Source organism: Methylobacter psychrophilus (genome assembly GCF_025583945.1).
In the GTDB taxonomy this organism is placed as follows: Bacteria; Pseudomonadota; Gammaproteobacteria; order Methylococcales; family Methylomonadaceae; genus Methylobacter_C; species Methylobacter_C psychrophilus.
On the sequence record NZ_JAOEGU010000029.1, the window covers coordinates 1 to 11,820 of the forward strand.

Genomic DNA, 11,820 nt, shown 5'->3' on the forward strand with positions numbered 1-11,820 from the left:
TTGCACTTTTAGTTTTTACAGGATAAAAACCACACACAAAATAGTCGGCAAATAGTAACCCCAGAACTTGGCAGATAGCCTTATGAAGGCCATATTTTGCATAAATTGGAGTTTTCACACAGTCTGGACCCCAAGGAGACATTGGAGCCAGATTTCCTAATGGCAACTTTCTAACAAAAAGCGGCCAGTCAATTTTAGTGAGCAAACTGGCACTAATGACCAAGAATGACAATGAAAGGGTCGGTATTCTTAATGTGTTTTTAACATGTTTAAAATCGTCAACAGACTTTGGAATACTAAACCCACTTGTTTTTCAAGTTAGTGCTTATAGGTATTTATACGGATTGATTTTTTTGTTTTAAATATTATAATTTTCTAAAAAGTTTGTGGCACTTATGGATGTTTTAAATCTTCACATTGACCTTTGTTATCGTTTTGCAACCCCTTGCAGACACAACTGACCAAAAACAGTGGGTGAAATTAAGTTCTAAATTTTTTTAAAGTCGTCAAACCTTTAGGTTCTTAGATTATTTTAGAATTTTTCTCTGTGAAGTAATATATAAAATCGATCGATGTGTTTTTTGAGAGTCTACGTTATTTGCTTCTGATCTGATAGCCTAGGAGTCTGCCGGTCTTTCAGTGCTCCCATATTTATTGGGATAGAATAGCGTAGGATTAGCAATTACGGAAAAGGTAGCAAACCCATTAGCAATCTCTAATTAGATTTTTAAGTCCAAAAATATTAAGGAAAAAATATGAAATATTTCGCAGCTTTAATTATTCCATTTTTGTTTATTACGGGTTGCAATGGTATATCTGTAGAACCAGAAAAAGGATGCTATATTCCTGAACAAATCTCTGAGGAAGACAAGAATATGGCTATCGATTTAAGTGCAGAAATAAAAGATACAACACAAAAAATAGGCTCTGCAGGAATTAAAGCAGTTGTAACCGATAAGACTAAGTCTAAATTTGTTCGATCAGGAGATGTTAACTGTATTTATGCTATGACATACGCAGCTTGTTTAACCTGCAAGTTAACTAATGATAAAAAAGAATGTGCAGATGGATTCAGGGATGCTCGAACAAAATGCATAACTCACGAGTCAGGAAAAAAATCAGTAGTTCAAGCTATAGAATACAGTGACAAAATTCTAAATGACATAGAAAAATAATTACTAAATAAATGTGCCTCATAGTCGTTATCATATTTAGAAAAATTGAATGAAAAGTACCAGATAAATCTGCCAATTTCAAACCGGTTCAAAGTGACTATGAGGCACATTTAGAATATTCAAATTTGCATTCTGGAGGTTTAAGTGAATATGATAAGGTTCGTATTTTGTCTGTCTTTAATGATAATTTCTTATTCAACTTTAGCTGGTAGTTGCAATAACAATAAAAATGAATCTGCTCCACTTATCGAAAAGTCTATAACATTTTTAAGAGGGATGCATAGTGAAAACGCAGTAGAATTATTTAGTCAACTGTATAATTTAGAATTATTACCATGCAAGAGTTTAACTTTAAATGAAGATGAGTTATTGGCTGATGCTCTTGATAATCACCACATTTTTCCTCATTGGGGATACCCTCATGTCCCAGCAGACAAACTATTATGCTCTCTTAATCCCCAAGTCAAATGTAAAGATAATAAACTACCATACTATAAAAAAGGCAGTACTTTTATAGTACCGAATATCACCTTTCAAACAACCACTAGAATTCAACCAATTCCTGCTTCTAAAATGGCAGGTGCGACAGATTCAAACTTATTAAAAACTCTGGATAAAGCAGGGGCTATTGCGCTTAAGGCAACTGATGAAGAAAGAACCACTATTTTAAGAAAAACACGAGCGCGAAATAACAACTTTCAGGTTCCTTTTTATGCAGAGGACGGCACGGAAATTATTTTTGCATACTTCACCTCTGCAAGAACAACCCTAAAGCTGTCTAAAGAAAATTGGGAACGCGTAGAAGAAAAATTAAAAAAAGTAATAACACCAGAATTTATAATTATCAATTCTTTAAATATTACACCTCCAAATGGCACAGGATTACAGCAAGTATCACCTCAAAATCAGCAGACGTTAGAGCAGCTACATGTACGTTGGAAAGATGTTCTACAAGAAATTGGACTAGAGGAGACATGGATTAATGAGTGGAATACAAAATATCCCCAATCCCCTAATCCGTATGAAGTATTAGTTGTAGACAAGGGGTTTTCTCCTGAACATAAATTATTTAAAAAAAAACCAGACCCCAATTTAAAACTTAGTGCTCTAAATTCTTGTGATACACATGGAACTCATTTAGAAGGAATAATAAATTCTCCCCAAAATGAAGTATTCAAAGGCATTGCATATCCAACCAACTTAAATCATTGGGATTTTGAAAAAAATAATGTTACGCAGGAAAATTGTACCGACAAAGAAACGCATTGTGACTTGAGTCAATATCTTGAGTTACATGAAGAATTAGGGGTTGCGAACTTTAGTTTTGATTATGACCAAATAAAAAAATCTGCTTTTTTTGAAAGTCTTGAACGAAGTATTAAATTTTCACCTGCGACACTATATGTAATAGCCGCAGGAAATAATCGAGGGCCTTTAAAAAAAACAAATGATTTACTAAATAGCCCACCTTTGTCATTTTATGGAATGCAAAATACTATAGTAGTTACAGCATTCGATAAAAACAGACAACTCCTGGAACAGTCGAACTATAATTACAGTAATCTCGACTCAATAATAGATGTTGCAGCTCCGGGGGATACAATTCCAAGTACATGCAAGCAAACTGATATAGGTGTCATAAGTGGAACATCTCCAGCGGCAGCTTTAGTATCTGGAATTGCAAGTATTTTGAATAAAGAACAATTAACTGATGGGCGACTTGTGAAGTTGCGGCTATTGTATACAAGTGACTTAAATTCAAACTTGGTACCAAAAGCAACATATGGGATTATTAACGCAAAACATGCACTTTACCATAATCTAGATAAATATTGTTTAAATGGTGGGAAATGCAAATTTGCAAAAAGAATTACACTTGGATGGAAGGATGAAGCCGAAAATATACATCGCTCGCAAACTATCATTTTTTATACCTCTGACGCAAATTCTAGACCATATCCCATTAGGACTAAAACAATTAAACGAATAACTTGTAAAACACCACTTGGGAACAATGGAGTTGATTGCACACTAGCTTATCTTCAGCGGGACCAAAAAAATGTTTTAAACCTAATTGTTGTTTATGGGATAAATCGAATTGTAGATGACGCAGAAAAAAAACTACTGTCAGTAATTGTCGAGTCTACAGAGGGTAGGAGCACATTGTATCCATTAGGTAGGGATTTAGTAGATTATATAAAAAGAATAGATGGGGCTGAGCAATCAAGAAACTAAAAAATAAACTTATGTTTAAAATAAACTATTCGGCTTTGCTAATTTTTTTTTCATTCAATATCTGCGCTGAAAATTCAGCTAGTATAGCTATATCCAAACTCCATACAACCCTACCCAAAGAAGCAACCGTAATATCTAAAGAGGTTTTTCCTATTTATCATGATCCTGATGATAGGGGTGTTGTTTTTTTTCATAAGTTTACTGGCAAAAGTGAGTCTACTTTTATTGCTGTTCACTTTGTAATCAATCAACTTCCAGCTGATAAGCATTGGTCAATAATTTTAAGAAGCAATAACGGAGCCGAGTTGCAGCGAGTTGATGTAAATACAATAAATTCTAAAGGAAAATTGCCCTTAACTTTTTGGTCTAAAGACCTTGAAGATAATCAAGTAGCATTAGAAGTTATCTCAGATCATGTGCCGGATGATCTTAAATTCACAATTGATAAGTATTTATATGAAGATCGTGACATAGTTCCACTTCAAATTTTTGATAGAAGCCATCCCCACTTTGAATATATTACTAATTCTACGCCTGAGAAATATTTATTGCCTTCTAAAAATGTTGCTAGACTTTCTATTGTAGATAAAGACGAAAGATACCCATGCACTGGATTTCGAGTAGGTAGAGAATATATGTTAACAGCTGCACATTGCATGCCTGTAAATACTGTAGATGGAAATGATTGCAATGATAGTTTTAGTGTTTCTTTGAATCACACGTTCTATCCGTTTTCACCAGTTAGACAAGTTGAATGCAATAAAATTGTTCATGTTTCTCATGACTATGATTATGCGATTTTATCGATACATGTTAATAAAAAAAATAGCAATGAACATACACTTGAACTATCTGCCTCTAATTATAAAGATTTATCTAGGCTTTTTATAGTTCACCACCCTGCGGGCAGAGCCAAGACACTTACACAAGCTAAATGTGGTATTGCTAGTGCCCCGCCCAAGGCAGAATCGATTCCCTGCGGGGGCGAAAGCAATTTTCTTTATCACACTTGCGACACAGAAGGAGGTAGTTCCGGTGCCCCCATATTTGATTCGGATTCGGGAAAAATAGTAGGATTACATACAGATGGTTTTGTTCAAGGAGCAGATATTAAAGTTAACTGTGGCATCTTTATTAACAATATTTTGAACGAAGCCAAACAATTTATTGATTTACATTAGCGTTATCAAACTAAGACAAAGAAACAAATGATGTTAATTAATACGACAAGTGTACAACTTGAATTAGTTTGAGACCTAGCCAAAGAGTAATTGTCATACTTGGTATATAGCTATTCGTCAGTCGGGTCGCATACTCTGCTTAAAATTAATATCTTTATGCAACAACCTAAAATGTTAGTTATTTTTAGCTTTCCTTATTAATCGAATACAAATAGTTGTTAACATCCCTGCAACCCGCATTGCCTCTTAACTCGCTTCATTTGAAGCTAGATGAGCATAAATCTTAGTGGTTGTAATTGAAGCGTGGCCTAAACGTTTTGAAGCTTTTTAACCAACCGAGTTGCGAACGTTTGCCGTAAAGTGGATTGCCACCTTTTCCTTTTTTCAGCGACAAACTTCAGGTTCATTTACTTCAGAATGATCTATGGCCTTCTTGATAGCTTTGTAGATATAACACTCTTGAATTACCGCTATTGCCTTTAAGTATTTATCGTGATTTTTCAATGAGGTCTTGATAGTGAGGTTTTTGTGAAGACTCAATGACAGCTATGGGTAGTGGCTGCCGATCACTGGCGGTCACTGAATGACCGCTTTTCAATATTAAGCAGCCATATCGTGGAAATCTGCGTATGTCTCCTCCTGGCCGATAGTGACTATTCATTTCGTACCGGAAATAATTTCGGATAGCTACCGTTCAAAATCAGCTATACAAAAGTAAGTCCATCGGCTCCACCCGACCCATTGCTGACATTGGTATATGGATTTAGGCTTCTCTGAACCAGACATTCGTGGCGAATTGCAGTTCGGAAATAATACACCTTATCAATAAGTGTCGGAGCTTTCTTTAGCCAGTGACTGATAGTCCTTGTCTCGCCAATCCATGCCGATTCTTAATGTCAACACAAAAACAGTAACCTCTCAAGGTTCCGTGTTTGCGCAGACGTTGGAGCAGAGGACTGGAAATCCTCATGTCGAAAAAGTCAGTTATTACACCGGTCAACATGGTTCCTGAAGACTCCGCTCTGATCGGGGATTTTTTATGTTCGATGGTTTTGCTTTGCGGGGATATTCCTGTCTTCATTTTGACCTAAGTGGAATTATCGATAGGGGTTTTGGACATGAACTGATTACGAAGGATAGCATCTGACGCTATAAGGTCGGTAACTCAACATTCAATATCAGTTGACTTCCAACCAAGCACCACACTTCACTATACCATACTAACAGTAAAGTTTTCCCCAATCCCCCACCAATAGAAACAATACCCCAAAAAATAGAACAAACGTATATGAAAGTAACCAGTAAACGACAACTCATTTCAGCCATGCTTATGGCTCTGGTGCTAGCATCCCCGATGGCCATTGCGGCACCAGGAGCACCAGTACAGGATCCTGTTTCGTGGCTATTCGTTAAAGAGGCAGGCGGTGGGACACTAACAAATAACAGGGCCTGATGACAATTTCACCCTGACACTGGCGCATTGTGATGTCACCGCATTCACCGATCGCCCGATCCACTTCGACATGATCGAAAATTCAATACGATTAATACAAGGAAATTAGTTTACTATGTTGCACAAATTGGATGTTTAAATAGCTTAAAGAAAAACATGAACCTTAACCGTTACCTGTCTCCAGTGTTTCTAAATTTTACTGCAAGATTATTGATAATGCTGGTTTTATGGGGACTGCAAGGATGCCTTTCACCGATGGCACTAGATCATGCAGTCATCGAATACGACAAGACAACGACTGATATTTTGTCAAAATTGATACTGTTAAACATTGCCCGCTCCCACCAGCATCAACCCATGCATTTCACTGGCGTATCCAATATTGCCGCGACCTTTAACTTTCAATTAAACGCAGGGGCAACGCCTGCTTTTACTGGTGAGAATGGTTCATTATTAACGCCGGTGTTTGGTGGCACGATATCCGAGAATCCGACTATCAGCATTGTGCCGGTCGAAGGTGAGGAATTCACTCGTCGAATGCTGACGCCGTTTCAGGAAAACAAACTGACCATGCTACTGCGACAGGGCGCTGATGTGGATTTGATTCTGCGTCTTGTTGCTGGCGAGTTACGGATTAACGGAGGAAAGCAAGAAGGTATTTATTATAACAAGCCTAACGATGTCAAAGGCTATCGGATGTTCCGACAAGCCGTGCTACATATGTCGTCGATCCAGGATAGAAACAAGCTGTTTGTCGAACCGCTTATGTTCGAGCAGCACTGGACTATGCCGGCTGAATCATTGACGGCGGAACAAATGGCTGCATTGCAAAAAGACTTTAAAATTGACTATCAGACCCAAAGTAAGCAAGTCACGCTTGGGAAGCGAGTAACCGGGCGTATTGTTATAACTAATTACGATCCGGCAACTCTGAGCAATGACGAGCGCATTCGTTTGCAGGAAGAAGCCGATCAAGGTGCCGGCAATGATGTTATGGTGGATATTCGTCCCGGATATCCGGGTGGAGAGTGGCCGATACACGGTGTTTTCCGCTTGCGCAGTTTTCATAACATTCTGAATTTTATTGGTCAGTCTATCGGCGACAATCCGGAATACGATGTTGCCAAATATCTGCTAACCCCTAATGTCAGCCAGAACCCGGCAAACACCCTGGCTATGGTGATCAGTGATGACAAACCAGGTAATAGCGATATCAGCGTCCAGTATGGCGATGGGTATTACGCAATAAAGCCTGACGAAGGTTATCCTTGGAATCGCGAAGCCTTTCGATTGTTATGCCAACTTTTTCAAATGACTATGACCGATCTGGCTCGGCAAGGTGCACCGGAAATTACTATTTCTAAATAATAGGAAGCTATTTTGACAAAAATAATCGATAACCGCATGATTATGAAATGCGTAGCCTATCAAAATGGCGTCAGTATCGGCGATGTGACAATCGAGGATATCAGTGAAGTGCTTAAGCAGGAAAACACCTTCGTCTGGTTAGGTTTGCTTGAGGCCAATAGTGAGCTGTTGACCCAAATTCAGGAGGAATTCGGCTTACATGACTTGGCTATCGAAGATGCTTGCTCGGCGCATCAGCGTCCGAAGATTGATGAATTTGGCGAGTCGTTGTTTATGGTGTTGCATACCGCATATCTTGCAGGAGAACAGGTTAAGTTTGGGGAAACTCATATTTTTCTCGGTGCACGTTTTTTGGTGACGATCAGGCACGGCTATTCATGCAGTCACAGCAAAATTAGAGAGCGCTGTGAAGCCATGCCGAAGCAATTGGCTCAAGGGCCAGGATTTGCCTTGTATTCAATTATGGATTTTATCGTTGATAACTATATGCCGGTTATCGACGGTTTGCAGGCGCGTTTTGATAGCTTAGAGTCGGCGATTTTTAAATATCAACCTAGCCGGCAAACCATGGAGGGCCTCTACGAACTGAAGCGAGAGTTGATGTTACTGGAAGGAGCCATTACACCGGTGATAGATATCTGCAACGAGTTGATGCGTTTGCATAATGAGCTTATTCCCAAGGAGGTGCGGGTCTATTTTCGCGATATTGTGGATCACATCAAACGCATAGATCAGAAGATTCACGGTATGCGAGAAATGTTGGTAGCGGCAATGCAGGTGCATTTGACCTTTGAAACGGTGAGGCAGAACGAAGTTGTCAAACGATTGGCCGGTTGGGGCGCTATCTTGGCAATACCCACCATGGTTTTCAGTTGGTACGGTATGAACTTCAAATACATGCCTGAGTTGGATTGGCAATACAGTTATCCGGTGGTAGTGGTCGGTGTTGTTCTGGGTAGTCTTTTTCTGTATTGGCGACTGAAAAAATCTGACTGGCTGTAAGGCAAAATAAAGACATGAAAAATCAATAGCTACAGCTCAAATTGATGCCTTTGCTGGCATAACTGCGTAGCCACGTTAGCGGTGAGCGCCTTTTTTCGCGCTGGCTGGTTTTATGGTGCTTCAAAATAAGATTTTGACTAATGTTTTAACTACCCATTTAATGTACTAAATGACTAGACTGAAAAGAACTGTGATCAGACACAGCTACTAATAATCATACAAGAGAACATAATTTTTTTTGGGGATAAATGAATAGCAAATTATTAAAGTTTTTAACCTTTGTGTCATTGCTGCTTCCAGTTGGAGCATTTGCCGGCCAAGCTTTGGATACATTAAGTGCGACCCAATCATTAGATTTAACCCATCACATCATTGGCTATCTGTCTATCGGGGTTACCGTTATGGCCTACATAGCAGCAATGTCAGAAGAAGTCATTGCACTACGAAAATCCAAACCAATGGTCTTGGGTTCGGCGCTCGTCTGGTTTGCCATTTGTATTTACTACGCCTGGCACGGTGAAGCCAAAGTGGCAGCAGTCGCATTTGAAAGCAATTTACTGGCTTATATCGAATTATTTCTATTTATCCCGATCTTCCACCCGGCCAATGGCTGCTGTTAACCCTAACCCTCGGCGTAGGCGGTAGTTTGCTAGCCATAGGATCTGCACCGGGAGTCGCATTGCTGGGCCAGATCAAAGAAGGCTATACCTTCGCATTCCATATGCGTTGGATGCCGGTTATTTTGCTGGGCTATCTCGCCAGTATTGCGGTGCATTTTTGGATAAATGCGCGGTATTTTTAATACATGCAATTGTATCTTTCTTTATCGATTTATATAACTGGTCAGTCAGGACTTTTTTTTGTAAGCCGCAAATAAAAACTAAAAAGCCTTATATGAAGATGTGGGGCTTTTATATGCCCGAAAAAAAACCATGTTTATCATCTAAAACTACTATATTGATCGCCATAAAGCGGCCGTTGGCGAATGACTCTTTATGGCAGTTCTGAGACGACCAAGCAACATAAAATATACTACTTTTCAGGGATGCTGATGGCTTAATTAGCTTATGTTAGATTTTCAACAGGTATTGAGGAATAAGATAGTCGACCTAAGCAAATCGAGTACCTTCAGGCGACTCGATCACTTAGGCGTGTGTCGTTATCCATAACAATATCGTCGCTGCCAGGAGAGTGATACAAGCGGCGGCTATGTTCATTAGGCCAATACGGTTGGCGTCTTTAATAGGGTGGCTGATACGGTTTAATGAGGCGTTCACCTCTGCTTTGATCGTGGTGACCATCTCTTTTGCGCCAGCCTGCATCAACTGTTCCATTGCTGCCTTACTGGCATCGAGTGACGCATTTAAAATGCGTTCCGCCTTTTCCTTGGCATCAGTGCTCCACCGGAGTGAAATGTCTTCAAGTTCAGATTTGTACTGGTCAAGCAGGTCTTGTTGCGCTTTTTGGCTAGATTGAATCAGTCTGTTATTAAGAGTTTGTAGTATCAATATGGGGTCGTCGCGGCCCACGGCGATGCCGTGCTTTACCGCGATTTCCTTGATGATTTCTTCTATTTCTTGTTCATGGTTCATTACAGTACCGCTGCGCTATCCATTTGGGCAAACAACAGGTTTTTTATGATTTTAAGCCGTTGCCTGGTCATAATGGTGAGTGCCGGATTGGCGAGCGCGGCATTGAATGTTAAGCGCTCTTGCAGCAACTCTGCCAAATCTCGGCCATAGGTTTCTTCTTTAAGCGTCGGGATTTTTATAATCGCTGCAACCCGGCTTTTATTGGCGGTATAGGCCTTCATTTGTTCAAAGGTTTTGCCTTCGCTTTCTATGGCACCCCAATAGGGATTGAGCCAGACGATAAAGACGGTCTCCTGGGTGAATTGTGTGACAAGTTGTACGAACCCGTTCAAGGTATCCGTTAAAGCCTGACTCCCCGTTATAACCGTATGCACCACTAATTCATGGCCCATTTCTTGTAATAAAGCGGGGACCTGGTTGCTATTAAGGTAGTGCGAAAGCGGCACAAATGAACTGGCACCATTATCGATAATAACATCATCGGTTGTCGGAGCAATCAACTCGACCAGGGTGTCAAAGCGTCTCGGGTTAATTTCTTCATTCTCCATGATATGCAGGCGTTTAACAGCCAGCGCCTCGAAACCATGAAAGGTAGCGTTTACCGGATCAGTGTCGATACAGAGCGGCTGTTGGCCGGTGTGCATTTTGTATTGTGCGAGTAGGGCGGCTATCAGCGACTTGCCTACGCCACCTTTGCCTTGCAGAATCATATGTATTTTTGCCATTAGATTAAGTCCTCTTTTTTTGCTATGGGATCGAAGGTAAAACCAGGTAACTCATGCGACTTTTTTGTTATTGGTTCAGTGGTAGGGACGGTTTGTTCTTGTTCGTGGGGTTTATTGTTGCTTTCTTGTTTATTGGTTATCAGAGATTGTTTAGGCTTCAGGATTAAATTGTTCGCATAGTTAACAAAGGTCTGATAACTAAACGTTATTTTCTTTTGGGTGTGTAGTGTTCGGTAAATTTGTTTGAGCGCCCAGCCATCCGTCATCGCTTCCTTGATGTCTTCCCTCAGCACCAGAAAGACCGCCCGATTTTTTATGCCGGTGCCTTTCTGTTTTCGCTTCGTTTCTTCCTCGGCAATCAGTTCTGTCAGTTTTTTTGACATGGCTATTTTCTTGTTGGGTGATGAGAATTTAGATTGATTTTATCTTGATATTTCCTTTATTTTTCCATGACATAGCGATATTTTCTTTATTTATGGCGTTGTTGAATAGTCTAATAGAAAGTAGTAAAATAATCAATATATCGTAAAGTAAAAATAAATGCTATTATCTCTTTATACCGACTTTAGTCGGGGCAGGATAGGTGAAGTGCTAGCACCTGCGCAGCAGGTACTGGCACTTCACGTCAACTTATTCGCGCTACGCACTCAACGGGAATCCTGCTCTGCGAGGCCAGGCGGCTGCCGCCGCACTTTTGTTAACGGTGACTGTCATGACGGAAAAGAAACCAACCAGAAAGGGGAGTACACCCATTGTTGTTCGGGTGACGCCTGATGAAAAAGCGGTAATCGAATCGTTGGCAAAGCAAACCGGACATAGCATGTCAGCGTATTTGCGTCTGCTCGGTCAGGGTTATGTGCCGAAGAGCATTGTTGATCATGGCCAGGTGATGGAACTTGCGCGTATCAACGGTGACCTAGGGCGTTTGGGCGGATTATTAAAACTCTGGCTTAGCAATGATGCCAGGACGGCTCAGTTTGGTGAGAGCACCTTGCGGGCGGCGCTTGCGCGAATTGAGGATACTCAGAACAAAATGCTTGAGATTATGAAGGCCGTGGTGATGCCACGGGCTGATCGATAACTATAGCG

11 protein-coding genes are annotated in these 11,820 nt (G+C 40.3%); 8 read left to right on the plus strand and 3 right to left on the minus strand.

The annotated features are described in order from the left end of the window. Positions 1 to 755: 755 nt before the first annotated feature. From N7974_RS13415 to N7974_RS13445, 7 genes are all read left to right on the plus strand, one after another. Complete coding sequence (locus tag N7974_RS13415; protein WP_262966107.1) at positions 756 to 1,175, plus strand: hypothetical protein; 420 nt, start codon at positions 756 to 758, stop codon at positions 1,173 to 1,175. A gap of 150 nt (positions 1,176 to 1,325) precedes the next feature. Then, positions 1,326 to 3,410, plus strand: coding sequence for a S8 family serine peptidase (locus tag N7974_RS13420; RefSeq protein WP_262966150.1), 2,085 nt, complete (start codon positions 1,326 to 1,328; stop codon positions 3,408 to 3,410). Positions 3,411 to 3,421: 11 nt separating this feature from the next. After that, positions 3,422 to 4,591 (plus strand): trypsin-like serine peptidase, encoded by a 1,170-nt coding sequence (locus N7974_RS13425; RefSeq protein WP_262966108.1) that lies wholly within the window; start codon positions 3,422 to 3,424, stop codon positions 4,589 to 4,591. A gap of 1,609 nt (positions 4,592 to 6,200) precedes the next feature. Then, a complete protein-coding gene (locus N7974_RS13430) occupies positions 6,201 to 7,412 on the plus strand; it encodes a hypothetical protein (RefSeq protein WP_262966109.1) in 1,212 nt (403 codons plus the stop codon). A 12-nt stretch (positions 7,413 to 7,424) separates the two neighbouring features. After that, on the plus strand, positions 7,425 to 8,414 hold the full coding sequence (gene corA, locus N7974_RS13435) for a magnesium/cobalt transporter CorA (protein WP_262966110.1): 990 nt from the start codon (positions 7,425 to 7,427) through the stop codon (positions 8,412 to 8,414). 248 nt (positions 8,415 to 8,662) lie between these two features. After that, the gene (locus tag N7974_RS13440; RefSeq protein ID WP_262966111.1) at positions 8,663 to 9,034 is read left to right on the plus strand and encodes a hypothetical protein; all 372 of its coding nucleotides are present in this window, start codon (positions 8,663 to 8,665) and stop codon (positions 9,032 to 9,034) included. Further along, positions 9,028 to 9,216, plus strand: coding sequence for a hypothetical protein (locus tag N7974_RS13445; RefSeq protein ID WP_317451610.1), 189 nt, complete (start codon positions 9,028 to 9,030; stop codon positions 9,214 to 9,216). Before N7974_RS13440 ends, N7974_RS13445 begins: the two co-directional genes overlap by 7 nt. 343 nt (positions 9,217 to 9,559) lie before the next feature. Here N7974_RS13445 and N7974_RS13450 read toward each other — a convergent pair whose 3' ends face one another. Genes N7974_RS13450 through N7974_RS13460 form a run of 3 tightly spaced genes read right to left on the minus strand, consistent with a single transcriptional unit; the run spans position 9,560 to position 11,114 of the window. Continuing rightward, positions 9,560 to 10,006: a conjugal transfer protein TraM gene (locus N7974_RS13450; protein WP_262966113.1), complete on the minus strand. Its 447-nt coding sequence runs from the start codon at positions 10,004 to 10,006 to the stop codon at positions 9,560 to 9,562. Further along, a complete protein-coding gene (locus N7974_RS13455; RefSeq protein WP_262966114.1) occupies positions 10,006 to 10,731 on the minus strand; it encodes a nucleotide-binding protein in 726 nt (241 codons plus the stop codon). Before N7974_RS13455 ends, N7974_RS13450 begins: the two co-directional genes overlap by 1 nt. After that, positions 10,731 to 11,114 (minus strand): TraK family protein, encoded by a 384-nt coding sequence (locus tag N7974_RS13460; protein WP_262966115.1) that lies wholly within the window; start codon positions 11,112 to 11,114, stop codon positions 10,731 to 10,733. Before N7974_RS13460 ends, N7974_RS13455 begins: the two co-directional genes overlap by 1 nt. 329 nt (positions 11,115 to 11,443) lie before the next feature. Between N7974_RS13460 and traJ the strand changes: the two genes are divergently transcribed. Further along, a complete protein-coding gene (gene traJ / locus N7974_RS13465; protein ID WP_262966151.1) occupies positions 11,444 to 11,812 on the plus strand; it encodes a conjugal transfer transcriptional regulator TraJ in 369 nt (122 codons plus the stop codon). Positions 11,813 to 11,820 lie beyond the last annotated feature (8 nt).